This is a genomic window from Erwinia sp. 009765445 (assembly GCF_058137865.1).
Window position 1 is genome coordinate 129,253 of the sequence record NZ_JBYUWC010000009.1, and the last position, 22,295, is coordinate 151,547.

25 protein-coding genes and 1 pseudogene are annotated in these 22,295 nt (G+C 55.7%); 11 read left to right on the plus strand and 15 right to left on the minus strand.

Annotation, left to right across the window (positions count from 1 at the left end; all coding sequences use genetic code 11):
• Positions 1–115: 115 nt before the first annotated feature.
• From flgL to flgB, 11 genes are all read right to left on the minus strand, one after another.
• Positions 116–1,081, minus strand: a complete 966-nt coding sequence (gene flgL, locus AC3Y5R_RS12025) for a flagellar hook-associated protein FlgL (protein ID WP_489921520.1) — start codon at positions 1,079–1,081, stop codon at positions 116–118.
• Positions 1,082–1,101: 20 nt separating this feature from the next.
• Positions 1,102–2,754 (minus strand): flagellar hook-associated protein FlgK, encoded by a 1,653-nt coding sequence (flgK, locus tag AC3Y5R_RS12030; RefSeq protein WP_489921521.1) that lies wholly within the window; start codon positions 2,752–2,754, stop codon positions 1,102–1,104.
• 123 nt (positions 2,755–2,877) lie between these two features.
• Positions 2,878–3,816, minus strand: a complete 939-nt coding sequence (flgJ, locus tag AC3Y5R_RS12035) for a flagellar assembly peptidoglycan hydrolase FlgJ (RefSeq protein ID WP_489921522.1) — start codon at positions 3,814–3,816, stop codon at positions 2,878–2,880.
• Positions 3,816–4,919, minus strand: coding sequence for a flagellar basal body P-ring protein FlgI (locus AC3Y5R_RS12040; protein ID WP_158783074.1), 1,104 nt, complete (start codon positions 4,917–4,919; stop codon positions 3,816–3,818). The genes flgJ and AC3Y5R_RS12040 overlap by 1 nt, the downstream gene beginning before the upstream one ends.
• Positions 4,920–4,928: 9 nt before the next feature.
• A complete protein-coding gene (locus AC3Y5R_RS12045; protein WP_158783075.1) occupies positions 4,929–5,630 on the minus strand; it encodes a flagellar basal body L-ring protein FlgH in 702 nt (233 codons plus the stop codon).
• Positions 5,631–5,705: 75 nt separating this feature from the next.
• Complete coding sequence (gene flgG / locus AC3Y5R_RS12050; RefSeq protein WP_158783076.1) at positions 5,706–6,488, minus strand: flagellar basal-body rod protein FlgG; 783 nt, start codon at positions 6,486–6,488, stop codon at positions 5,706–5,708.
• Positions 6,489–6,505: 17 nt separating this feature from the next.
• A complete protein-coding gene (locus AC3Y5R_RS12055; protein WP_158783077.1) occupies positions 6,506–7,261 on the minus strand; it encodes a flagellar basal body rod protein FlgF in 756 nt (251 codons plus the stop codon).
• Between the two features lie 21 nt (positions 7,262–7,282).
• Positions 7,283–8,512, minus strand: a complete 1,230-nt coding sequence (gene flgE / locus AC3Y5R_RS12060; protein WP_489921523.1) for a flagellar hook protein FlgE — start codon at positions 8,510–8,512, stop codon at positions 7,283–7,285.
• Between the two features lie 28 nt (positions 8,513–8,540).
• Entirely contained in the window at positions 8,541–9,212 is a 672-nt protein-coding gene (gene flgD, locus AC3Y5R_RS12065) for a flagellar hook assembly protein FlgD (protein WP_489921524.1), read from the minus strand.
• Between the two features lie 11 nt (positions 9,213–9,223).
• Positions 9,224–9,628: a flagellar basal body rod protein FlgC gene (gene flgC, locus AC3Y5R_RS12070; RefSeq protein WP_158783080.1), complete on the minus strand. Its 405-nt coding sequence runs from the start codon at positions 9,626–9,628 to the stop codon at positions 9,224–9,226.
• 3 nt (positions 9,629–9,631) lie between these two features.
• A complete protein-coding gene (gene flgB / locus AC3Y5R_RS12075) occupies positions 9,632–10,045 on the minus strand; it encodes a flagellar basal body rod protein FlgB (protein ID WP_158783081.1) in 414 nt (137 codons plus the stop codon).
• A gap of 159 nt (positions 10,046–10,204) precedes the next feature.
• Between flgB and flgA the strand changes: the two genes are divergently transcribed.
• From flgA to flgN, 3 genes are all read left to right on the plus strand, one after another.
• Positions 10,205–10,873, plus strand: a complete 669-nt coding sequence (gene flgA, locus AC3Y5R_RS12080; protein WP_158783082.1) for a flagellar basal body P-ring formation chaperone FlgA — start codon at positions 10,205–10,207, stop codon at positions 10,871–10,873.
• Between the two features lie 112 nt (positions 10,874–10,985).
• Positions 10,986–11,288: a flagellar biosynthesis anti-sigma factor FlgM gene (flgM, locus tag AC3Y5R_RS12085; RefSeq protein WP_489921525.1), complete on the plus strand. Its 303-nt coding sequence runs from the start codon at positions 10,986–10,988 to the stop codon at positions 11,286–11,288.
• A 4-nt stretch (positions 11,289–11,292) separates the two neighbouring features.
• Positions 11,293–11,724: a flagellar export chaperone FlgN gene (flgN, locus tag AC3Y5R_RS12090; protein ID WP_158783084.1), complete on the plus strand. Its 432-nt coding sequence runs from the start codon at positions 11,293–11,295 to the stop codon at positions 11,722–11,724.
• 69 nt (positions 11,725–11,793) lie between these two features.
• Here flgN and murJ read toward each other — a convergent pair whose 3' ends face one another.
• The 4 genes from murJ to rimJ all read right to left on the minus strand — a co-directional run bounded on the left by murJ (position 11,794) and on the right by rimJ (position 15,625).
• Complete coding sequence (gene murJ, locus AC3Y5R_RS12095) at positions 11,794–13,332, minus strand: murein biosynthesis integral membrane protein MurJ (protein ID WP_489921526.1); 1,539 nt, start codon at positions 13,330–13,332, stop codon at positions 11,794–11,796.
• 127 nt (positions 13,333–13,459) lie between these two features.
• Entirely contained in the window at positions 13,460–14,383 is a 924-nt protein-coding gene (locus AC3Y5R_RS12100) for a Gfo/Idh/MocA family protein (RefSeq protein ID WP_489921527.1), read from the minus strand.
• Position 14,384: 1 nt separating this feature from the next.
• Positions 14,385–15,026, minus strand: coding sequence for a DUF480 domain-containing protein (locus AC3Y5R_RS12105; RefSeq protein WP_489921528.1), 642 nt, complete (start codon positions 15,024–15,026; stop codon positions 14,385–14,387).
• 5 nt (positions 15,027–15,031) lie between these two features.
• Positions 15,032–15,625, minus strand: a complete 594-nt coding sequence (gene rimJ / locus AC3Y5R_RS12110) for a ribosomal protein S5-alanine N-acetyltransferase (RefSeq protein ID WP_489921529.1) — start codon at positions 15,623–15,625, stop codon at positions 15,032–15,034.
• Positions 15,626–15,931: 306 nt separating this feature from the next.
• Here rimJ and mdtH point away from each other — a divergent pair.
• The 8 genes and pseudogenes from mdtH to solA form a co-directional block, all read left to right on the plus strand.
• A pseudogene (gene mdtH, locus AC3Y5R_RS12115) lies at positions 15,932–17,116 on the plus strand (multidrug efflux MFS transporter MdtH); the annotation flags it as partial.
• Between the two features lie 122 nt (positions 17,117–17,238).
• Positions 17,239–17,886: a glutaredoxin 2 gene (grxB, locus tag AC3Y5R_RS12120; protein ID WP_489921530.1), complete on the plus strand. Its 648-nt coding sequence runs from the start codon at positions 17,239–17,241 to the stop codon at positions 17,884–17,886.
• A gap of 152 nt (positions 17,887–18,038) precedes the next feature.
• On the plus strand, positions 18,039–18,602 hold the full coding sequence (locus AC3Y5R_RS12125) for a lipoprotein (protein WP_489921531.1): 564 nt from the start codon (positions 18,039–18,041) through the stop codon (positions 18,600–18,602).
• Between the two features lie 173 nt (positions 18,603–18,775).
• The gene (pyrC, locus tag AC3Y5R_RS12130) at positions 18,776–19,822 is read left to right on the plus strand and encodes a dihydroorotase (protein WP_158783092.1); all 1,047 of its coding nucleotides are present in this window, start codon (positions 18,776–18,778) and stop codon (positions 19,820–19,822) included.
• An 82-nt stretch (positions 19,823–19,904) separates the two neighbouring features.
• Entirely contained in the window at positions 19,905–20,150 is a 246-nt protein-coding gene (gene dinI, locus AC3Y5R_RS12135) for a DNA damage-inducible protein I (RefSeq protein WP_158783093.1), read from the plus strand.
• Positions 20,151–20,291: 141 nt separating this feature from the next.
• Complete coding sequence (locus AC3Y5R_RS12140; RefSeq protein WP_489921532.1) at positions 20,292–20,576, plus strand: hypothetical protein; 285 nt, start codon at positions 20,292–20,294, stop codon at positions 20,574–20,576.
• Between the two features lie 206 nt (positions 20,577–20,782).
• Positions 20,783–21,037, plus strand: coding sequence for a biofilm formation regulator BssS (gene bssS, locus AC3Y5R_RS12145; protein WP_489921533.1), 255 nt, complete (start codon positions 20,783–20,785; stop codon positions 21,035–21,037).
• A 102-nt stretch (positions 21,038–21,139) separates the two neighbouring features.
• A complete protein-coding gene (gene solA, locus AC3Y5R_RS12150) occupies positions 21,140–22,252 on the plus strand; it encodes an N-methyl-L-tryptophan oxidase (protein WP_489921534.1) in 1,113 nt (370 codons plus the stop codon).
• The last annotated feature ends 43 nt before the right edge of the window (positions 22,253–22,295 follow it).

Below are 22,295 nucleotides of genomic sequence, written 5' to 3' on the forward strand. Positions count from 1 at the left end.
TGCCATCGATCAGCCCTGAATAGCAGGCAAAAAAAACCCGTCATCAGAGGTTAGCTGGTGACGGGAGAAACTGAACGTACCCGGTTTAAGCACGTTCAAAAATGTTGAAAATTGACTAAGAGTTCAGTTTGAACAGTGACATACTCGACATGTCAGTAAAGACTTTGTACGACGCCTGCAGCGCAGTTTGCTGCATGGTATAGGAAGAGATCGCGCTGGTGTAATCCACATCCACCAGGTTGCTCATCTGGGTTGCCTGGTTCACTTTTGTATCGTCGCCTTTCGCATCCAGATTACTCAGCTCATTCAGTTGGGTACCCAGTTCAGAACGCACTTTCAGCACGTTGTTCAGCGAATTGCTCAGGCCACGGTTAGTCTTGTCCAGCGCATCAGCAGAAGCCTGAACACCGGCATCATCAGCATCGGCAATCGGTGTATTCAGCGCGTTAATTGCGGTATTCAGCGTGGTGAAGATATTCGCTTCACTGGTGCTGCCGTCCGGCTCTGCTTTCGCGTTGCTGGTCAGCGCCATAAATATCTGGTCACCAGTATGGCTGGTCACCATAGTCCGGCTGGAATCCACTTTCTGGGTGATTGGCGTGGTGCCACCGGTGTAAGTCACGTTGCCGCTGGCATCCTGAGTAAAAGGAGCCGCATCCGTTTTGTAACCGGCAAACAGATAACGACCGTTGCCATCAGTGGAGTTTGCCAGGTTCAGCAGCTGATCGCGGATGCCGGTTAACTGCTGGGCATAGGACGCGCGGTCATCGTCGGAGAGCGTACCGTTAGCGGCCGCCACCACGATAGTCTGCGCGCTCTGGATCACACTGGTCACCTGCTGCAGGTTGGTCTCTTCCTGAGAAACGCTGGTGGTGGCAAAGTTGCGCGCCGTCTGATACTGGCTGGTCTGGGACTGAGCCTGAGAGAGCACAACCGCCTGAGCGGCCGCAACCGGGTCATCCGACGGATTCACAACACGTTTACCGGATGACAGTTGTTCACCTACTTTCAGCCAGCTTGCCTGGGAAGTCGAAATCCCACGCATCTGCTGATCGTAGATCATGGCGGTACTGAGACGCATGATTAACTCCTTATGCTCGATCAGCTGACAGCGCTGATCAGCGCGTTAAAGATTGTGCTGGCGGTCTGGATCACCTGAGCATTCGCGGTGTAGTACTGCTGGTAGCGGGTCAGGTTACCGTATTCTTCATCCAGGTTAACACCCGATACGGACTGCTGCTGATTGGTCAGCTGCGTCACGACGTTACTCTGGGTGGTGCTGGTTGTTTCCAGAGTGCTGGTTTTGTTACCGATATTCGCCACCATGCTGGCATAAGCCTGAGTCAGGGTGCTGGCTCCGCCAATGACCTTTTTGGTCTGCAGATCCAGCAGCGACTGCGCATTGGTGTTATCGCTCACACCATCATCGGCACCGGCGGCAGCAACTTTAGCTTCGTCAGTGATATTGACGTTCATATTGCCGATGACGTCAGCCACCGGTTTCACCAGGAAACTGTCTTTAGTCTGCGGTGTACCGCCCAGGGTCACCTGCAATCCGTCAAAGCTGAGTGTTGAGTTACCGGACGCATCCGTACCTGAGGTGGCAGAAACTGAAGCGTTATCCGACAGGCGGGTCACGTTCCAGTTGGTGCCGTCGTAACTCACTTTATAGTTGGATGCCTGCACCTGGCTGGCATCGGTCACGGCAGCAGTCATCGATGCCGTACCTTTATTCGTGGTGTTGGTCGTTACTGAAGGGCTGCCATAGCTGAAGAAAGCTTCTCCCGCATCACCGTTGGAGTCATAGCCCGCTTCGTGCTGGGCGTTGAAGCTGCTCGCCAGACCCAACGCCATCTGTCCCAGCTGATTGCGGGTGTTATCCAGATCGGTGCGGAAGGCCAGCAGACCGCCCAGCGAACCGGTGGTGAGCAGTTTCTCAGGAATTTCAGTGGTCGCACCGGTGGTTTTATCCACCGTGGCGACGGTGGTCCGGGTTGGATCGGCGCTGGAAGGCACTGCAGCCAGAGTGTTGTAGCTGTCACCCTGCACCAGGCTGATACCGTTGCCGATAGTGATGTTATAGCTGCCGCCGTCCTGCTGGCTGACGGAAACGCCGACCAGCTGGTTCAGGTTGCTGACCAGCTGATCACGCTGATCCAGCAGAGCATTTGGCGCACTGCCGTCGCCCGCACCTTTCAGCTTGGCAATCTGCTGGTTAACGTTAGCGATCTGCTTGGCGTAACCATTGATCTGATCCACCGTTGAGGTGACAGAAGTATTCAGGCTGCTTTCCAGGTTTTTCAGATAAGTATCCGTCACCTGGAACTGGTTAACCAGGCCATTCGCCTGTCCCAGTACGGCCTGGCGTGCGGAAGGATCGTCCGCGTTGCTCACCAGCGTCTGGATAGAGGAGAAGAAGTCCTGCATGTTGGTCGACAGCGTGTTGGTGGTGCTGGAGAACATATCATCAATGTTCGACAGCTGACTGTACTGCGTGGTCATCGCGCTGGACATGGTGCTGGCAGAGCGCAGCTGGTTGGTGATGAACGCATCGTACTCACGGTTAACGCTGGCAACGGAAACGCCGTTACCGTAGTAGTTAGTCCCGCTCAGCGTACTGTTGGCCTGGGCAAGAATGGTGGTCTGACGTGAATAGCCGGCCACGCTGTAATTACTGATGTTGTTACCGGTGGTATTCAACGCAGCCGAGGCGGCGTTTATCCCGCTTAAAGCGGTATTAATTAAGTTAGACATGTCGGTTCCTTTTTAACCCTGACTCAGCACGGGCCGGCATTAACAATCGGTTGCCGGTCTGCTTTAACACAAATCCGGCCTGTAACAGTTATCGGTTCAACCGGGACAAACTTGAGCGATAAATCAGAACAAATCGCCAATATCCTGGGAGTAAGCTTTGACCACTTTTTCCCCCATGCTTTTGAATTGCTGAATCATTCCTACCAGCTTCTGCGCGTACTTCGGATCGGTAGCATAACCCGCTGCCTGCAAGGCTTTAGCGCCCTGCTCAGGTGTTGCTGCCGTGGTCACCGCGGAGTAGCGCGGGTTATTGCCGATCACTTTGACGTAATCATTCAGCGCATCGAAATAGGAGTCATAAACGCGGAATTTAGCCTTCACTTTTACCGCCTGGCCATTTTCATATTCCGTGGTCATCACTTCGGTGGTTTTACCCTGCCAGTTACCCGTCGCCTTGATGCCAAACACGTTGTAACTCGGCTTGCCCTGGGCAGTGAGGATCTGACGTTGTCCCCAGCCTGATTCCAGCGCGGCCTGGGCGAGGATCAGGTGATGGGGAATGCCGCTTTCCGCACTAGCCATCTGCGCAGGTTGCGAGAGCTGAGCAATAAAATCGCTGCTGTCACCGCTCAGAGGCGTATCGGCTGAAGGAAGGCGGGGCACGGCTTTGCGCACCACCTGTTCCATAGCCAGCGGCGGCAACGTGTTGATAAAGTTCTTGTCGAGCAGCATCGGCACGGTTCCGGCTTTTTCATCCGGTACCTGTGCCTGCTCCATCTGCTTGACCATCATGTCGGCCAGCCCCAGTCCTTTGGCCGCAATCTGCTGCCCAATCTGCTGATCGTACATCGAGGTGTAGAGCTTGGTTTGATCGTTGCTCAGCAGACCATCCTGCGGCAACGCCTGGCGCATGCTCTTCAGCATCATCTGTACAAACATCCCTTCCACCTGTTTTGCCACTTCCCGCGCGTGCGCTTTCGGGTCTTTGCTGGCTTCACGTTTCAGGTTGTTGAGTGAGCGGCTGTCGTAAGCTGCATTCATCAGAGACTGGGTATCACTCATCAGATTATTTCCAGTTTGGCGTGCAGACAGCCTGCACTCTGCATTGACTGCAGGATGGACATCAGGTCGATTGGCGTCGCCCCCAGCGCGTTCAGCGCACGGACCACACTGTTCAGGTTGGCGCTGGCATTGACGCTTTGCAGCGATCCCCCGCTCTGGCGCAGGTCAATCTGCGTCTGCGGCGTCACCACAGTCTGTCCACCGGCAAACGGCGTGTTCGGCTGGCTGACGTTCTGCGACTGGTTGACGGTAACCGACAGGTTGCCCTGAGCAATCGCACAGGAGCTGAGCATCACTTCACGGTTCATCACTACCGAGCCGGTACGTGAGTTGATAATGACTTTCGCATCCTGAATCGGCACGGACACGTCAATGTTCTGGATATCAGCCAGCAGACGCACTTGTGAGGTACTGTTGGCGGAAACCTGCACCTGCACGGTACGGCCATCAATTGCCTGCGCAGAACCGTAGCCACTGCGCGCGTTGATAGCGTCGGCGATACGCTGCGCCATGCTGAAATCTTCATCGTTCAGGAACAGGTTAAGCACGTTGCTGGTGCCGAAGTTGTTAGGCAGTTCACGCTCGATGGTCGCGCCCCCGGTAATGCGGCCGCCGTTTACCTGGTTAACCGTCACGCTGCTGCCACCGGCAGAAGCTCCGGCACCACCCACGAGAATGTTACCCTGCGCCAGCGCATAGACCTGGTTATCCACGCCTTTCAGCGGGGTCATCAGCAGCGTACCGCCGCGCAGGCTTTTGGCGTTCCCCATCGAGGAAACGACCACGTCAATCACCTGCCCCTGACGCCCAAATGCGGGCAGTTTTCCGGTAACCATCACCGCCGCCACGTTTTTCAGCTGCATGTTAGTCCCGCTCGGGACGGTAATGCCCAGCTGGGACAACATGTTGTTAAGGCTCTGAGTGGTAAAAGGCGTCTGGGTTGTCTGGTCACCGGAACCGTCCAGTCCCACCACCAGACCGTAACCGATCAGGGAGTTATCCCGCACGCCGCCTACAGTTGTCAGGTCGCGAATGCGGTCTGCATTCGCCAGTGTACTGACAGAAGCAAGCAGCAGCAGGGTGAGTTGAAGAATTCTACGCATAGTAACCTCTTAGAATGGGGACAGGTTCAGGAAGAACCGTTGCAGCCAGCCCATCGTCTGTGCCTCATTGATATAGCCGTTGCCGACGTATTCAATGCGTGCATCCGCCACCTGGGTCGAAACCACGCTGTTGCTACCGCTGATGGTGCGTGGGTTAACCACGCCCGAGAAACGGATGAATTCCGTACCCTGGTTAATCTCAATCTGTTTCTCACCGACCACTTTCAGGTTGCCGTTCGGCAATACCTGATTCACGGTAACGGTGATGGTGCCGGTAAAGGTGTTGTTCGCCGTAGCGCCCCCCTTACCTGCAAAGGTATTTTTGCCGCTGCCATCCAGCGTGGCTTTATCACCACCCAGCAGGCCGGTCAGCGCACTTGGCACAGCGGTCAGACCCACTGTGGCGCTGCCATCACGTCCGGCAGACGCGGTTGAACTCTTACTGGCACTGACGTTTTCCTGCAGGGTAATGGTCAGCGTATCGCCAATGTTACGTGGGCGACGATCCTCGAACAGCGGCTGATAGCCGTAGTTCATCGGCATGATGCCCTGAAAAATGGAGCCGTTAACCACCGGCGGCGAAGCAGGCAGCGGCTGGGCCGTTGTCGAGCCTTCGACCAGTGGCTTACGTGGAACTAAAGCACAACCGTTAAGCGTCAGGAGCAGCATGGCTACCAACAAACGTCCAGGCATTGAGATTTGCTTCGCCATGGAATCACTACCTTTAATAATCAGAAGGTCTTTTATTAAGGGCCGGGCGAACCCGGCTGGTTTACATTACTGCGATTACAGCTGAGTCAGTTTGGCCAGCATCTGATCGGAAGTGCTGATTGCCTTACTGTTGATCTCATACGCGCGCTGGGTCTGGATCATGCTGACCAGCTCTTCCGCCACGTTGACGTTTGAAGTTTCGACATAGCCCTGATACAACAGGCCCGCGCCGTTGTTACCTGGGGTGCTGTCAGTTGGCGCACCGGAAGCCTGAGTTTCCTGGTAGAGGTTTTCACCTTTACTTTCCAGACCTGCGTCGTTGATAAAGGTGCTCAGCGTCAGCTGACCAACCTGCACCGGCTGGGTCTGCCCCTGCTGGGTTACGCTGACCACACCGTCACGACCGATGGTCATGCTCAGGGCGTTGGCAGGAATGGTAATGGCAGGCTGCACCGGGAAGCCGCCGTTGGTGACCAACTGGCCGTTCTGATCGGTCTGGAACGAACCGTCACGGGTATAGGCCAGCGTGCCATCCGGCATCTGCACCTGGAAGTAACCCTGCCCGCTGATCGCCACGTCTTTCGAGGAGTCAGTTTTGTTCAGGTTACCCTGAGTGTGCAGGCGCTCGGTGGCAACCGGACGGGTACCGGTACCCAGCTGCATACCAGAAGGTAAGTTAGTCTGTTCGGATGACTGCGCACCCGGCTGGCGGATAGTCTGATACATCAGGTCTTCGAACACTGCACGCTGGCGTTTAAAGCCGTTGGTGCTGACGTTGGCCAGGTTGTTCGAGATGACGTCCATATTGGTTTGCTGGGCGTCAAGACCAGTTTTGGCAATCCATAAAGAACGGATCATAGATTTTCCTCTTGCACTTAGCTCAGTGACAACAGCTGGTTAGCGCGTTGTTCATTCTGATCGACGCTGGAGATGACTTTCATCTGCATCTCAAAGCGGCGAGCGTTAGCGATCATATCGACCATGGTCTGCTCAGTTTTGACGTTGCTGCCTTCCAGCACGCCAGGCATCACCTGAATGGTCGGATCGTTTTGCAGGACGGCACCGCGCTGTGCCTGAGCGCTCGCGGTGAGACGGAACAGCCCGTCATCGCCGCGAGTTACTTCTGAACCGGTGGCTTTCACCAGTTTCAGACGGCCCAACTGGACAGTGGCATTCGGCGGATCGCCCGGGTTCAGCGCGGTGATAGAACCGTCAGCAGCGATGGTGATTTCCGACCCCTGCGGCACGGCAATCGGGCCGCCGTCGCCGATCACCAGGTTGCCCTGGACGGTCAGTTGCCCTGCCGGGTTCAGTTCCATGTTGCCGTTTCGGGTATAAGCCTCGGAACCATCGGGGGCACGCACCGTCAGCCAGCCGTCCTGACGGACAGCCACATCCAGTGGGCGCTCGGTGTAGTCCATCGGACCCGGGGTCATATCGGCACCGGGCGTGGACGCCGTCACCAGCGTGCGCGTTGGCAGAGAAAGCCCTTCCACCGGCACCGCACGCAGCGCATTAAGCTGCGCACGGAAGCCAGGTGTAGAGGCATTGGCGAGGTTGCTCGCCGTGACTGCCTGCTGTTCGAGGGTCTGGCTGGCAGCCCCCATTGCGGTATATATCGCGTGATCCATAAGACGATCCTGTTAGCCGTATTAGCGCAGGTTGACCAGGGTGTTGAGGATCTGGTCCTGAGTTTTGATGGTCTGGGCGTTAGACTGATAGTTACGCTGTGCCACAATCATGTTCACCAGCTCTTTACTCAGGTCGACGTTGGAGGATTCCACCGCGCCTGCAGTCAGGGTGCCGAGGTTACCGGTGCCCGCCAGACCGACCAGCGCCTGACCTGAAGAGTTGGTCGCAGACCACACGTTATTGCCTTCAGACTTCAGGCCTTCCGGGTTAGCGAAGTTAGCCAGCGCGATCTGTCCCAGAGTCTGGGTCTGTTCGTTGGAGTAGTTACCAACCACAGTACCGTCGTTGTTGATCTGGTAGCTGGTCAGGTCACCCGGCTTGTAACCGTTCTGAGTCGGGTTACCAAAGGTGCTGGTGCCGGTGTTCTGCTGCTGGCTGCCCGCCAGATTCAGAGTGAACGAGCTTGGCGCTGAACCGTTCAGGGTCGCCATGCTGATGGTCTGGGTGGCTGAAGAGGTCAGCTGACCGCTGCTGTTGAAGGTCATATCCCAGGTACCGGCACTGGCTCCGGTGCTTGAATCCACAGCCTGTACGTTCCAGGTCGTGGTCGGGTTAGTCGGGTCAGTGGTGGAGTCGGTAGCGCCCTTCACGAAGTACAGGTTGATGGTGTGTTCGTTACCCAGCGAGTCATAGGTGGTCATTGACGCTTTGCTGTTGTAGGTATCCACATTGGCAGAGTCGAACGGCGTGGTAGCTGGCGTGCTGTCGGTCGAATTCAGGTTGGCAGTAATCGCCGCAGTGGTGGTCGCTTTAGCTGGCATCGCCGCATCCGGGATACTCAAACCCACTGGGTTAGCACCGGTCTGTACGGTCGGTGGCGTGCCGGTTGCCGGGTAGCCAGTCAGCTGCAGGCCATCGGCGTTAACGATATTACGGTTAGCGTCCAGAGTGAACTGGCCGTTACGGCTGTAGTAAACCGCACCGCTGGTGTCGGTCATACGGAAAAAACCTGACTGGCTGATCGCCACGTCCAGGCCACGGCTGGTGGAAGTGGTGGTGCCGTCGCCAAAGTCCTGAGTAACCGCAGCCACCTTAACGCCCAGACCCACTTTAGAGTCGGCGAACATATCAGCGAAAGAAACGGTCGCGGATTTAAAACCAACGGTCGCCGAGTTGGCGATGTTGTTACCGATCACGTCAAGGTTACTGGAGGCGGCGTTTAAGCCACTGACTGCCTGAGAAAATGCCATGTGTAAACTCCTGAAAAAGGGGGATTAGTTAAATAATCTGACGAACATTCGCTACGGTGGTAGTACCCATCGTGCCGAGGTCTAAAACGGCACCGCTGGTGTCGTTAGTTACCCCATTAACCAGCGCATAGTTCAGTGGCTGCGCAACCAGTTGACCGGTAGCATTGCTCGCACTGATCGAGACGGAATACTTCCCGTCGGCTGCGGTGGTGCCATCTGCCTGCGAACCATCCCATGAGAAGGTATGCACGCCGGAGCTGAGAGCACCCAGGTTGATGGTTTGCACCACCTTGCCTGTTGAATCGGAAATCGTGGCGGTGGTCGCCGTGGAGGCCTGCTCCAGGCTTACGCCAAATGGCGTGGTCTGGCTGCTGCCCACCAGGATCTGGGAACCATCAACCATCACGCCATGGCCGATCAGCGTGGAAGCCTGCAGAGACTGTCCGCTGGTGATCTGACCGGAAATAGACCCTAATGTGGTATTGAGTTTTTCAATGCCGCTCAGGGTATTGATCTGCGCCAGCTGGGTAGTCAGCTGACTGTTATCCATCGGATTTGTCGGGTCCTGGTTCTGTAACTGGGTGACCAGCAGCGTCAGGAACTGACTTTGCAGGTCTGCGGACGACGTATCGGAAGTCGACGACGTGGTTGTAATCGCCGTGTTATCCGTTGACTCATTAACGCCTACGGTAATGCCCATTGACCTGCTCCTTATTGACCCATCGTCAGGGTTTTCATCATCATTTGTTTAACGGTGTTCAACACCTCGACGTTGGCCTGGTAGCTGCGCGACGCGGACATGGTGTTAACCGTCTCCCCTACCACATCAACGTTGGGCATCTTCACGTAGCCTTTAGCGTCGGCCATTGGATTGCCCGGTTCGTAAACCAGTTTTGCGGGAGTCGGATCATCAACCACCTGCGCCACGCGAACGCCACCGGTAGGTGAGCCTGGCGATGCCATGGTCTGGAAAACCACCTGTTTGGCCACGTAAGGCTGACCGTCAGGACCGGTCACGCTGTCGGCGTTGGCCAGGTTACTGGCAGCCACGTTCAGACGCTGCGACTGGGCATTCATCGCCGATCCGGCGATATCAAAAATATTCAGAAGTGCCATAAATTATTGCCCCTGTAGCACGGACATCATGCTCTTGATCTGCCCGCTGATAACGGTCAGATCCGTCTGGTATTTCAGGCTGTTGTCCGCGAACTGCGTACGTTCCCGGTCCATATCAACCGTGTTGCCATCTGCAGACGGCTGATCCGGAACCCGATACATCAGGTCCATGGACGCCGGCTGAAGTGATTCCGCTGGAATATGGCGATTTGAAGTAACCGCCAACTGCAGACCCGATCCCTGCGCCCGCCCCTGCTCCATCACCTTCTGCATCTGGCTGGCAAAATCGATATCGCGAGCCTGATAGCCGGGTGTATCCGCGTTGGCGATGTTAGACGCCAGGATTTCCTGCCGCTGGGCACGCAGGTTCAACGCTTCGGTGTTAAACCGCAGTGCTGCGTCGAGTTTGTCGAGCATGCTTCCTCCGCAAAATGAAAAATCAGAGCTGACAGCATAATCTCGGGGGGGAAAGTGTTATCGTCGGAATAGCGCTAAAAAGCGTCGCTAATTTGCGCCTTGACCCCGCAGGCTCACGAGTAGAATCGTCGCCATGTTTTCAATAACTGAGATGAGAAGATGCGTGGGTTAACCTTTCTGGTCGCCGGCCTGTTGAGCCTGGTGACTCTGTCAGCCAGTGCGGGCGATCTGACAGCACAACTCAGTCAATTTTTTAAATCGCGCTATGGGGAATCCGGCCAGAGTGCCGATACCCTGAAAGTGGTGGTGAAAACCCCACAGTCGCAGTGGCCCGGCTGTGAAGCACCACAATTCTCCCTGCCGGGCAATAGCCGGATGTGGGGCAACATGAGCGTGGCCGCCAACTGCGACCAGAACCGCCGCTACCTGCAGGTTGAAGTGCAGGTCACCGGCGATTACATTGTGGCCGCCCGTCAGGTTTCACGCGGAACAGCACTCACCGCTGCCGATGTGAAAGTTGAGCATGGTCGTCTGGATACGCTGCCTTCCCGCGCGGTAATGACCGCCGAAGAGATAACCGATGCGGTCGCGCTGCGTGATATCATTCCTGGTCAGCCAATGACGCTGATGATGGTCCGCCAGCCATGGCGCGTTAAAGCCGGTCAGAACGTGACGGTCACCGCCAGCGGTGACGGTTTTAATGTCTCAAGTGAGGGCCGTGCGATGAATAATGCCACTGCCGCCCAACTGGTGAGGGTACGCATGAATTCCGGTCAGATAGTGAGCGGAAAAGTGGGCGCGGATGGGAATATTCTGATTACGTTGTAAAGGCCCTATAAAGACCTAAAGAAGGGTTCAGTTCTGCCGATAGTATGAATAACAGACATAGTACACTTATTTTATCAGGCCGATAATTCGCCTGAGCATACAGGAGTCAGATATGAGCATCGACAGAACTCAACCTATGAAACCGGCCGCCACCGTTCAGCCACGCGACACTTCCGATGCCGCAGCACCAAAGCCCCGTCAGGTCGAGACCAAATCAGCAGGCACCACTACGGCCACTCAGGTGGTCCTGAGCGGTGCACAGTCACAGCTGACCAAATCCAGCTCGCAGGACATTAATACCGCGCGCGTGGAACAACTTAAAACCGCCATCCGTAATGGCGAACTGAAAATGGATACCGGCAAAATCGCCGATGCCCTGATTCAGCAGGCAAAAGATTCCGCAGAAGGTAACTGAGTAAATGAATAAGCTGCTGACCGCGCTTGATAAAATGCTGGAAGTGCTGGCAAGTCTGGCCGATGTGATGACATCAGAGCAACAACAGCTCTCAGGCGGTCAGATCAACAGCAGCTTACTGCAACGTATTACCGAAGATAAAAGCTCACTGCTGGCGACGCTCAATTTTCTTGAGCAGCTGCGCCGCGACGCTGAGAAAGAAGCAGGTTTGCACGCGCCTTACAGCCTTAACCCCGAGATGGCCCGCCGCTGGGCAGCCATTCAGGAGCAGACCATGAAGCTGCGGGATACCAATCTGCACAACGGACTGCTGCTTAACCATCAGATTGGTTTTACCGGGCAGGCGTTAGAGGTATTGAGACCACACCAGACGCAGAAATTTTATGGCCCGGACGGGCAGGCAACCGCCAACGCATTTATCAGCCGTAAAGTGTAGCGCCCGGTCACCGCTGGCTCAGCCCGGAACAGGAAACTGTTCCGGGGTTTTGCTTTTTGAGTTGCAGTATCAGATCGCCGTCGTGCGGGCAAAGTCCCTGACGCGGAAGCCCAGCAGTGCCAGCACCGCGAAATAAGCTCCGCCACCGGCAGCACAGACCGCAGCCAGACGAACCAGGCGCCACAGCATACTGCCCTGCGCCCACTCCGGCATAATCCACAGCAGCCCCAGCAGCACGCCCGCCATCACCATAACGGCTATCACCAGGCGCAGCAGGAAGCTGAACCAGCCCGGCTGAGGCTGGAAAATTTTCTGCTTACGCAGCTGCCAGTAAAGCAGCGCCGCATTGAGGCAGGCAGCCAGACCAATCGACAGCGACAGACCGGCATGTTTCAGCGGCCCGATAAACGCCAGGTTCATCAGCTGCGTCATCAGCAGGGTGACCATGGCGATTTTGACCGGCGTTTTGATGTCCTGCCGGGAATAGAAACCCGGCGCGAGAATTTTCACCACGATCAGTCCCATCAGGCCGACCGAGTAAGCCACCAGCGCGCGCTGGGTCATCGCCGCATCAAAGGCAGTGAACTTGCCGTACTGGAACAAAGAAATGGTCAGCGGTTTGGCCAGTATCCCCAGCGCCACTGCGCTCGGCAGCGCCAGCAGGAAGCTCAGGCGCAAACCCCAGTCCATCAGGCGGTTGTATTCATTATGGTTACCGCTGGCAAAACTTTTCGCCAGCGAAGGCAGCAATATCGTGCCCAGCGCCACGCCCAGCACGCCGGAAGGGAACTCCATCAGACGGTCCGCGTAGTACATCCATGAAACCGAGCCGGAGACCAGGAACGAGGCGAAAATAGTGTTGATGATCAGCGAGATTTGGCTGACGGAAACGCCAAGGATCGCCGGGCCCATCTGGCGCATTACCCGCCATACACCGGCATCTTTCAGGTTCAGACGCGGCAGAACCAGCATGCCGATTTTCTTCAGGTGCGGAAGCTGATAACCCAGTTGCAGTACGCCACCCGCCACTACTGCCCACGCCAGCGCCATCACCGGCGGATGGAAGTGCGGCGCGGCAAATAGCGCAAACCCAATCATGCTGACATTCAGCAGCGTCGGCGCAAACGCCGGAACGGAAAACCGGTTCCAGGTATTGAGGATCGCTCCGGCCAGCGAGGCCATAGAAATCAGAAAGATATAGGGGAACGTCACGCGCAGCAGCGCAGAAGTCAGCGCGAATTTATCGGCAGTGTCCGCAAAGCCCGGTGCCGTGACCAGGATCACCCACGGGGCCGCAAGCATGCCGAGGAGGGTAATGACGGCCAGTGCCAGCGTCAGAAGGCCCGACACATAAGCCACGAAAATCCGGGTGGCCTCTTCGCCCTGCTTGCTTTTGTACTCTGCGAGGATCGGCACAAAGGCCTGGGAAAAAGCGCCTTCAGCAAAGATGCGGCGCAGTAAGTTTGGTAATTTGAAGGCCACAAAGAAGGCATCCGTCGCCATTCCTGCACCAAAAACTCTTGCCACAATGGCATCGCGGGCAAATCCCAGCACGCGAGAAAACAGGGTCATTGAGCTGACCGCTGCTAACGATTTCAACAGGTTCATGGGGTTCCTGATTTTTCTACGGGATCGGTGGCGCGGGCCACGGTTATCTTCTGCCCCGGTGAATGGGCCAGCAACCGGCATAGTCTACTGATGCTGAAGGAAATAACCACATTCGATTGTTACAGCGTTATTCCCGGTCGATATCACGCCAGAGCTTTTCCACGATCCGCTGCGCCATCAGCGCCTGTTCGCCGGAGGTTTGCGGCATTGTCTGATTTTGCGCGCAGTCGATGAAATGCCGTGCGGCACCGACAAATCCCCGCTGCTCCAGCGTGCTCTGCCAGCCCGGGATCGGATCGGTGATGATCTGCCCTGCCGTTTCCTGACGGAAGTCGCGCATGTCATCGATCTGCCAGACGCTGCCGTCGGTTATGGCCATTACCGATTCACGCTGGGTTCCGGCGCGACGATGCATGCTGGTGGTGATCTGAATGTCAGCATGACCGAAATGGTGCTCGGCCCGGATCATTTCTCCGGCGTCATTGGTCACCAGCGTCCCGCCCTGCAACCGGCCCTGCCCTCCACCCAGCCACAGCGCGGTATCCACCACATGCAGATAATCGTCCAGCAGCGTAAAGAAAAGCTCATGCGGACCAACGCTGTCACTGCGGTGTTTATCCATGCGCAGCGAGGCCAGCTGATCCAGCCCGTCTTTCAGCTGCAGATAACGCGGAGCAAAACGACGGTTGAAGGCCACCATCAGCTTGCGCCTCTTCTTGTGGGCCAGCTCTACCAGTTGCCCGGCCTCGCTGAGCGTCGCCGCCAGCGGCTTGTCTACACAGACGTCCACGCCAGCCAGCAACAGCTGTTTTACAATGCTGAAATGGCTCTCAGTGGAAGTGTGCACAAACACGGCATCACTGGCCGCAGCCAACTGATCAAGCGAGGAGAAAAGCGGGATTCGGTAGCTGTCACATACTCCCCGTGCTTTCTGCTGATTGGGAGAGAAAGCTCCGGCGATCTTCCAGCCATCCGTTCTGGTCACTACCGGCAGCCAGGCCTTTTGCGCAATGCTGCCCAGCCCGACAATTCCTACTTTTAATCCGGCCATATCACTCTCCCTTGCCCAGCAGTTCCGCCAGCTGCTGCCTGATTTCGGCCATCTCGCGCTCCAGTCCGGTCACTCTGGCCGCCAGCCCGCTCTCGTCTGCGGCTGGTTCAACCCAGGCCGCAACATCGTCCCCCTCACCGCTGAACAGATGCATATAGCGGCTTTCACGCTTGCCCGCTTCACGGGCCAGTCGGACCACAAAAGGCCCGTCTTCCCTGGTTGCCAGATTTTCCAGCGCCTTCTCCACCTCCGCCATATCGGCAAACTCATGCAGCCGCGTGCTGCGGGTACGGAGTTCACCCGGAGTTTGCGCACCGCGCAGCAGCAATGTGGTGATCAGGGCGAATTCGCCGGGATTGAGCTTGAGCTGTCCAAATTCGGTATTGCAAAAACGGTGCTCATATTTCACCACGCGGTTACCGAAGCCGCTCTGAATGGTGACCAGATGCTTTTTCGCCAGCATATCCAGCGTGTCCTGCACCGCTGACTCACTCAGCGTCAGCACCGGTTCACGGTTCGACTTCTGGTTGCAGGCAGTCACCACGCCATTCAGTGACATCGGGTATTGATCTGGCGTGGTAACCTGCTTCTCCAGCAGGCAACCCATCACGCGGGCTTCAATGGCGGAAAGAAGAATTTTCATCAGTGTTATTGTCCACGTCGTTCAGAGATCCAGTCTTTGGCAGTCAGCGCGGTCAGCACGTGATCCTGCCAGCGACCATCGATCAGCAGATAGTCTTTGGCGTAGCCCTCTTTCTCAAAGCCGAGCCGGGCCAGCAGGTTACCACTGCGCTGGTTGTGCGGCATATAGTTAGCCATGATGCGATGGATGCGCTGCTGGCGCTGCATATAGCGGATGGCCGACTGCAACGCCTCAAACATCATGCCCTGCCCCTGCCACTTTTCGCCCAGAGAGTAGCCCAGATAGCAGGCATGGAATGAGCCGCGCACCACGTTGCTGAAATTAGCCACGCCGCGGACTTCGTTTTCATCCGGGTCCATCACGGCAAAATAGTATGCATTGCCCTGCTTGTGCATTTCCGCGATCAGGCCGAGCCGCGCCTGCCAGCCGGAGGGGTAGCAGTGGCTGTCATCACGGATGGGCTCCCAGGGTTTGAGAAACGCCCGGTTCTCAGCGTAATAGTCCGCCAGACGCCAGGCGTCACGTTCATGAACAAGACGCACCACCAGTCTGTCGGTTGTCAGGCGTACTTTCGGGGCAGCGGAACGATAGCCAAACATCTTCTCTCCTGAATCCGGCCGATAGATGAATAAATTTGATTGATAAACCGCCGCTGCCGGTCAGCCCGTTTCACCGCTGACCGCCATTTTCGGTTGTTACTCACCACTATAACCGCGTAATTATCGGCGGGTAAAACGCTGCGGCGAAAATTTCCGGGATTTTGTCACGGAAGCGACTGAAAAACTCGGATAAAAAGCAAAGCATCGATGAAAAAATATCATCCTGCTTTCGCTGGGAAAAGCCCAACCCGCGGGTGAAAATGGACCATCTGGAAGGTTTTCCACTCTCCTCTGTCAGGAATCAACATGTCACGGACCGCACGGGCAAGAAGCCTGGGTAAAGCATTTCTGCTGCTGGATAATATGCTGGTGGTATTAGGCTTTTTCGTTGTCTTTCCGCTTATCTCCATCCGCTTTGTCGACCAGCTCGGCTGGGCCGCGCTGATGGTGGGCATTGCCCTGGGCCTGCGCCAGCTGGTGCAGCAGGGACTGGGGATTTTTGGCGGTGCGGTGGCGGACAGGTTTGGTGCCAGACCGATGATCGTCACCGGAATGCTGCTACGGGCAGCGGGCTTCGCCTGCATGGCACTGGCGCATCAACCTTGGGTACTGTGGCTCTCATGTATTCTTTCCGGGCTGGGCGGCACGCTGTTTGATCCACCGCGCACGGCTATGGTAATCAAACTGATCCGTCCGCACGAGCGCGGACGCTTCTTCTCCCTGCTGATGATGCAGGACAGCGCGGGAGCAGTGATCGGCGCACTGATCGGCAGTTGGCTGCTGGCGTGGGACTTTCGTGTGGTTTGCTGGGTCGGTGCGTTGGTGTTCGTGCTCGCCGCAGCCTGTAACTACTTCCTGCTCCCTCCCTGGCGTCTTTCGACCGTACGGACACCAATGCGTGAAGGGCTGCTGAGCGTATTGCGTGACAGACGCTTCTGCGCCTATGTGATTACCCTGACTGGTTACTACACTCTGGCTGTGCAGGTCATGCTGATGCTACCCATCGTGGTGAACCAGATTTCCGGTGCGCCCGGAGCGGTGAAATGGATGTATGCCATTGAGGCTACCCTGTCGCTGCCCCTGCTGTATCCCATTGCCCGCTGGAGCGAAAAACGCTTTCGTCTGGAGCAGAGGCTGATGGCCGGGCTGCTGGTAATGAGCCTGAGCCTGGCCCCAATCGGTATGGTCACCTCGCTGCAACAGATCTTTATGCTGATTTGTACCTTTTATATCGGCTCGATTATTGCCGAACCGGCTCGTGAAACTCTGGGGGCCTCGCTGGCCAATGCCAGAGCGCGCGGAAGCTACATGGGCTTCAGCCGGTTGGGTCTGGCACTTGGTGGCGCGGTGGGCTACACAGGCGGCGGCTGGATGTACGATATGGGAAGGGAATTTAACCAACCGGCACTGCCGTGGCTGATACTCGCAACCGTCGGTCTTATCACCTTTTTTGCCCTTTACCGCCAGTTTTACCGTCGCGCTGTCGAGCCGGAAATGTTCGGAGAAGCGCCCGCTGCGGTTTGCCCTGGGCGCTTTTCTCTTCCATACTTCCTTAATGCATTCAAAAGATTGATGGTGGCCACCGCCGCCGTCATCGCTGTAAGGAGGCGTTCTTGAAACTGTTTATTTACGATCACTGCCCATTCTGTGTGAAGGCCCGGATGATATTCGGCCTGAAAAATGTGCCTGTTGAGCTGGTGGTGATGCTCAGCGACGACGAAGAGACGCCGAAGAAACTGATCGGCCAGAAAATGGCACCGATCCTGATGAAGGAAGATGGCAGTTGCATGCCGGAGAGCCTGGATATCGTCAGCTATGTCGATAAAAAAGATCGCGAACCCCTGCTTATTGGCAAAACCAATCCGGCGATCACTGACTGGCTGCGCCACATCAACGGCTACCTTAACAAGCTGTTGCTGCCACGCATCGCCGCCGCGCCCTTTGCCGAATTCGCCACACCGGAGGCCCGCAGCTACTTCCATAATAAGAAGGAAGCCAACATGGGCAGCTTTGATGAACTGAAACTGCACTCTGAAGGCTATATCAAAAACATCAATGACGATCTGCGCAAGCTCGACAAGCTGATTGTGAAGCCCAACGCGGTGAACGGCGAACTGTCGTTGGACGATATCAATTTGTTCCCTGTGCTGCGTTCGCTGTCACTGGTTGCCAGAGTGGAATACCCAAGTCGCGTTGCGGATTATCGCGATAACATGGCTAAGCAGACCCAAATTAACCTGTTATCTTCAATCGCTGCCTGATCTTCAGGAGCCGGTTCAGCCGGCTCTTTTTCCCTCGTTACAGTTTCCCCTTTTTCTTTACCGGTTATCCTGGTGACTCGGGCCACAATGTCGTGCAAGCTATGCCCTCCCGTCAGAAGGGTAACTGGCGGCATCACATCATGAGGATAGCTATGAAGAAGTTTTTAGCCGGGCTGAGTGCCCTGCTGTTGGTGGGATTACTGAGCGGCTGTAACCAGCTGACGCAATACACTATCAGCGAACAGGAAGTGAACCAGGCGCTGCAAAAACACAATAACTATGAGAAACAGATTGGCGTGGCCGGGCTGGTTGATGCCCATATTGTCCTGACCGATCTCAACAGCCAGATTGGCCGCGAGGAGCCAAACAAAATCACACTCACCGGCAATGCCAAAGTGAACATCAGCTCGCTGTTTGGCCCGCAGAGCGCCGACATGAAACTGACCATGAAGGCGCAGCCGGTCTTTAATAAAGATCGGGGTGCGGTGTATCTGAAAGATATGGAACTGGTGGATGTGCAGGTCCAGCCAGAAAAAATGCAGGGCGTACTGAAAACCCTGACGCCGTATCTGAACCAGTCGCTGAAGGATTACTTCAACCAGAAACCGGCCTACATACTCAGCAGCGACCGCAGCAAAGCAGAATCGCTGGCTAAGCGCTTTGCCAAAGGGCTGGAAGTGAAGCCTGGCGAGCTGGTGATCCCTTTCACCGACTAAGCGATAACTGTTCTCTGTCCCTCTGCGGGCAGAGAACGTTCTGCCGTTCCCCACTGCCTGACGACTATTTTCTGCCGCCCGTAATAAAGCAGGTGCAAAGCCCCGCCTTTATCCTTATGCTTGGAACCCGGCCAAATCAGCCACAACGATTTCACTTCTGCCGGAGCCTGTTTATGACTGCAAAACCCCAGGAACTTCTGATCCGCCGCCCTGACGACTGGCATATTCATCTGCGTGATGATGAAATGTTAAAGGCCGTGCTGCCTTTTACCAGCGAGGTCTCTGCACGTGCGATCGTGATGCCAAACCTGGTTCCGCCCGTCACCAGCGTGGCCGCGGCCATCGCCTATCGCGACCGTATCTATGCCGCTGTCCCGACCGGGCATGACTTCACCCCACTGATGACCTGCTACCTGACCGACTCGCTGGACCCGGATGAAGTGGAAAAAGGCTTCAGCGAAGGCGTGTTCACCGCAGCCAAGCTTTATCCGGCACATGCCACAACCAACTCCAGCCATGGCGTGACCAACATTGCTTCCATTGCTACCGTGCTGGAACGCATGCAAAAAATCGGCATGCCGCTGCTGATCCACGGTGAAGTGACTGACTCGCACATCGATATTTTTGACCGCGAAGCCCGCTTTATCGAAACGGTGATGGAGCCACTACGTAAACAGTATCCGGAGCTGAAAGTGGTGTTCGAGCATATCACCACCAGAGAAGCGGCGACTTACGTGCAGGAAGGCAATCGTTTCCTTGGCGCGACTATCACCCCTCAGCATCTGATGTTTAACCGTAACCATATGCTGGTGGGCGGCGTGCGCCCGCACCTGTACTGCCTGCCGATCCTCAAGCGTAACGTGCATCAGGAAGCGCTGCGTAACGTGGTCGCCAGTGGCAATGATCGCTTCTTCCTGGGCACCGATACCGCTCCGCACCTGCGCCACCTGAAAGAAGCCAGCTGTGGTTGTGCAGGCGTCTTCAATGCTCCGTCATCCCTGCCAGCCTATGCTACGGTGTTTGAAGAGATGAATGCCCTGCAGCATTTTGAAGCCTTCTGCTCGGAGAATGGCCCGCGCTTCTACGGTCTGCCGCTGAATGAAGGTAAAGTGAAGCTGGTACGCAAGCCGTGGACCGTCCCGGAGAGTGTTAAGCTGGGTGAGCACAGCCTGGTGCCATTCCTGGCAGGTGAAACGCTGAACTGGAGCGTTGAGCTGTAATCATCTGCCCTGAACGGCATAATAAATATTGCCTTCGGTTATTTTACTGTATATATTTACAGTATCTTAACCGGAGGCTTTTATGCGTATTGAAGTCACTGTAGCAAAAACCACCTCTCTCCCGGCCGGTGCCATTGACGCACTGACCTCGGAACTGAGTAAGCGTATTGACAAGCAGTTTCCTGAATCAACCCACTGCGTCTCCGTACGCTATGCCGGGGCCAACAACCTGACGGTGATGGGCGGCGGCCATGAGGCGAAAGATCGCATCACCGAGATCCTGCAGGAAACCTGGGAAAGCGCGGACGACTGGTTTATTACCGACTGATCCCTGCCGCCACTTTTGCCGTTGTTTGCCGGGTGTCGCTATCCGGCTTTTTTGCTTTCCCGCCCATAAATTCGCCTGATGCCATCAGTCGTAGTAAACTGTTTTACAGGTTGGCTCTCCCAGATTGAATAAGGTGTGATTATGAATGCGGAAAACCCGGAAGAGGCCATGACGTTTGGTGAACTGCTGACGCTGATTGCCGATCAGCAGCGGCGCCTCAGCGTACTGGAAAGCGCCTTTTCCTCGCTCTCTTTTTGCCTGGATGCTAAAGCCTCGCTGCTGCTAATCCAGAGCCTCCGACTGGAAGCACAAAATCAGGATCGCGATGAAAATATGCAGCAGCATTTTTCCGCGCTGGCCGACGAACTGGAAAAGCGCCATGGAGTGATTAATATTTCGCCAGAATCAGCCGCCCCTCTCTCCTGAAAATTTATTATGGGGGCTTTTATTATCATTATCGGCCCCCGTTCAAATCAGCTGAAATTAAAAGTTCACTCCCCGCGATAAAAATTTCATTCTGCGCGAATTAAAAATCCTGTTATAATTACCTTGCTCTGTAACAAAAATGGCCGCATTGAACCTCGATAAATCACTTCGTTGCATTACTAACACGAGTAATAAAGGGGGTTATAATGGACAGAAACAAAGATGTTATCCAGACACATCCCCTCATTGGGTGGGATATCAGTACCGTAGACAGCTACGATGCCATGATGATCCGTTTGCATTCGCTCACCTCCAACGAGCAGCAGACTGATGAAGCAGAGGTTGGTCAGACATACTGGTTAACCACTGACGTCGCCAGACAATTTATCTCCATTCTCGAAGCTGGCATTGCTAAGATCGAAGCGACAGAATATCAGGACCGCGATTACAAAAAGCACTAATCCCCAACGCGATACCTGCAAGGCACCCCACGGGGTGCCTTTTTCATTCCCACCACATTTTGCTATTCTGCCGGTATTGCCTGTATAACAGAGGAGCCGGGAATGATTTATGACTTAATAGTGGTGGGCAGCGGGTCTGTCGGTGCGGCCGCAGGCAGGTACGCAACTCAGGCGGGCCTGAAGGTGCTGATGATTGACCGTGCTCATCCTCCTCATCGTGACGGCAGCCACCACGGCGAATCACGCCTGATCCGCCATGCATACGGCGAAGGTTCGCGCTATGTGCCAATGGTGCTGCGCGCGCAGAAACTGTGGGATGAACTTGAAGCACAGTGTGGCGAACGCATTATACACCGCAGTGGAGTGATCAACCTGGCTCCCGAATCCTCAGAATTTATCCGGAATGTTCGTCAGAGTGCGGCAGAATTTTCGCTGCCGGTGGAAACGCTGACCGGGGAGGAAGTGATCCGCCGCTGGCCGCAACTCTCTGTTCCTGAAGGCTATACCGGTATTTTTGAGCCCAATTCCGGCTATCTGAAATCTGAAATTGCTGTCCGCCAGCTGGTCCGCCTTGCCGAGCAGTCTGGTTGCGCCCAGCTGTTCAACTGCGCCGTACACTCTCTTGAAGAGCGCGATGGCCTGCAGCTGGTACACACTGATGACGGTATCTATAGCGGCAGAAAACTGCTGCTGAGTGCCGGGACCTGGGTGAAAACGTTGTTCCCGGAACTGCCCGTCACGCCGGTACGCAAAGTTTTCGCCTGGCATCAGGCGGACGGACGCTACAGTGAAAACAACAAGTTCCCGGCCTTCACCGTTGAAATGCCTGACGGTGATCACTTCTATGGCTTCCCGGCGGATAACAACGCAATCAAAATTGGTAAGCACAATGGTGGTCAGGCCATCAGTTCTCCGCAGCAGCGCAAGGCTTTCGGTGCGGTGGCAGAAGATGGCAGCGAACTGTTTTCGTTCCTGCGCCATTTCTTACCTGGGGTGGGGGTCTGCCTGCGGGGTGAGGCCTGCACCTATGATAATACGGCGGATGAAGACTTTATTATTGATACCCTCCCCGGCTCACCGGACAGGCTGTTAATTAGCGGACTAAGCGGCCACGGCTTTAAATTCGCCACCGTATTAGGTGAAATTGCCGCGAATTTTGCCCAGGGTAAACCGGCAGAATTTGATTTATCTCCCTTCGCACTGTCCCGCTTCTGAATAAAAAAGACGGCCTGAATGAGGCCGCCTTTTGCGATGAAAT

What these genes read in the sequence shown, in the direction of transcription:
- flgL (WP_489921520.1), bottom strand. Translation starts at nt 1,081, where the DNA reads ATGCGTCTCAGTACCGCCATGATCTACGATCAGCAGATGCGTGGGATT.
- flgK (WP_489921521.1), bottom strand. Translation starts at nt 2,754, where the DNA reads ATGTCTAACTTAATTAATACCGCTTTAAGCGGGATAAACGCCGCCTCG.
- flgJ (WP_489921522.1), bottom strand. Translation starts at nt 3,816, where the DNA reads ATGAGTGATACCCAGTCTCTGATGAATGCAGCTTACGACAGCCGCTCA.
- AC3Y5R_RS12040 (WP_158783074.1), bottom strand. Translation starts at nt 4,919, where the DNA reads ATGCGTAGAATTCTTCAACTCACCCTGCTGCTGCTTGCTTCTGTCAGT.
- AC3Y5R_RS12045 (WP_158783075.1), bottom strand. Translation starts at nt 5,630, where the DNA reads ATGGCGAAGCAAATCTCAATGCCTGGACGTTTGTTGGTAGCCATGCTG.
- flgG (WP_158783076.1), bottom strand. Translation starts at nt 6,488, where the DNA reads ATGATCCGTTCTTTATGGATTGCCAAAACTGGTCTTGACGCCCAGCAA.
- AC3Y5R_RS12055 (WP_158783077.1), bottom strand. Translation starts at nt 7,261, where the DNA reads ATGGATCACGCGATATATACCGCAATGGGGGCTGCCAGCCAGACCCTC.
- flgE (WP_489921523.1), bottom strand. Translation starts at nt 8,512, where the DNA reads ATGGCATTTTCTCAGGCAGTCAGTGGCTTAAACGCCGCCTCCAGTAAC.
- flgD (WP_489921524.1), bottom strand. Translation starts at nt 9,212, where the DNA reads ATGGGCATTACCGTAGGCGTTAATGAGTCAACGGATAACACGGCGATT.
- flgC (WP_158783080.1), bottom strand. Translation starts at nt 9,628, where the DNA reads ATGGCACTTCTGAATATTTTTGATATCGCCGGATCGGCGATGAATGCC.
- flgB (WP_158783081.1), bottom strand. Translation starts at nt 10,045, where the DNA reads ATGCTCGACAAACTCGACGCAGCACTGCGGTTTAACACCGAAGCGTTG.
- flgA (WP_158783082.1), top strand. Translation starts at nt 10,205, where the DNA reads ATGCGTGGGTTAACCTTTCTGGTCGCCGGCCTGTTGAGCCTGGTGACT.
- flgM (WP_489921525.1), top strand. Translation starts at nt 10,986, where the DNA reads ATGAGCATCGACAGAACTCAACCTATGAAACCGGCCGCCACCGTTCAG.
- flgN (WP_158783084.1), top strand. Translation starts at nt 11,293, where the DNA reads ATGAATAAGCTGCTGACCGCGCTTGATAAAATGCTGGAAGTGCTGGCA.
- murJ (WP_489921526.1), bottom strand. Translation starts at nt 13,332, where the DNA reads ATGAACCTGTTGAAATCGTTAGCAGCGGTCAGCTCAATGACCCTGTTT.
- AC3Y5R_RS12100 (WP_489921527.1), bottom strand. Translation starts at nt 14,383, where the DNA reads ATGGCCGGATTAAAAGTAGGAATTGTCGGGCTGGGCAGCATTGCGCAA.
- AC3Y5R_RS12105 (WP_489921528.1), bottom strand. Translation starts at nt 15,026, where the DNA reads ATGAAAATTCTTCTTTCCGCCATTGAAGCCCGCGTGATGGGTTGCCTG.
- rimJ (WP_489921529.1), bottom strand. Translation starts at nt 15,625, where the DNA reads ATGTTTGGCTATCGTTCCGCTGCCCCGAAAGTACGCCTGACAACCGAC.
- AC3Y5R_RS12125 (WP_489921531.1), top strand. Translation starts at nt 18,039, where the DNA reads ATGAAGAAGTTTTTAGCCGGGCTGAGTGCCCTGCTGTTGGTGGGATTA.
- pyrC (WP_158783092.1), top strand. Translation starts at nt 18,776, where the DNA reads ATGACTGCAAAACCCCAGGAACTTCTGATCCGCCGCCCTGACGACTGG.
- dinI (WP_158783093.1), top strand. Translation starts at nt 19,905, where the DNA reads ATGCGTATTGAAGTCACTGTAGCAAAAACCACCTCTCTCCCGGCCGGT.
- AC3Y5R_RS12140 (WP_489921532.1), top strand. Translation starts at nt 20,292, where the DNA reads ATGAATGCGGAAAACCCGGAAGAGGCCATGACGTTTGGTGAACTGCTG.
- bssS (WP_489921533.1), top strand. Translation starts at nt 20,783, where the DNA reads ATGGACAGAAACAAAGATGTTATCCAGACACATCCCCTCATTGGGTGG.
- solA (WP_489921534.1), top strand. Translation starts at nt 21,140, where the DNA reads ATGATTTATGACTTAATAGTGGTGGGCAGCGGGTCTGTCGGTGCGGCC.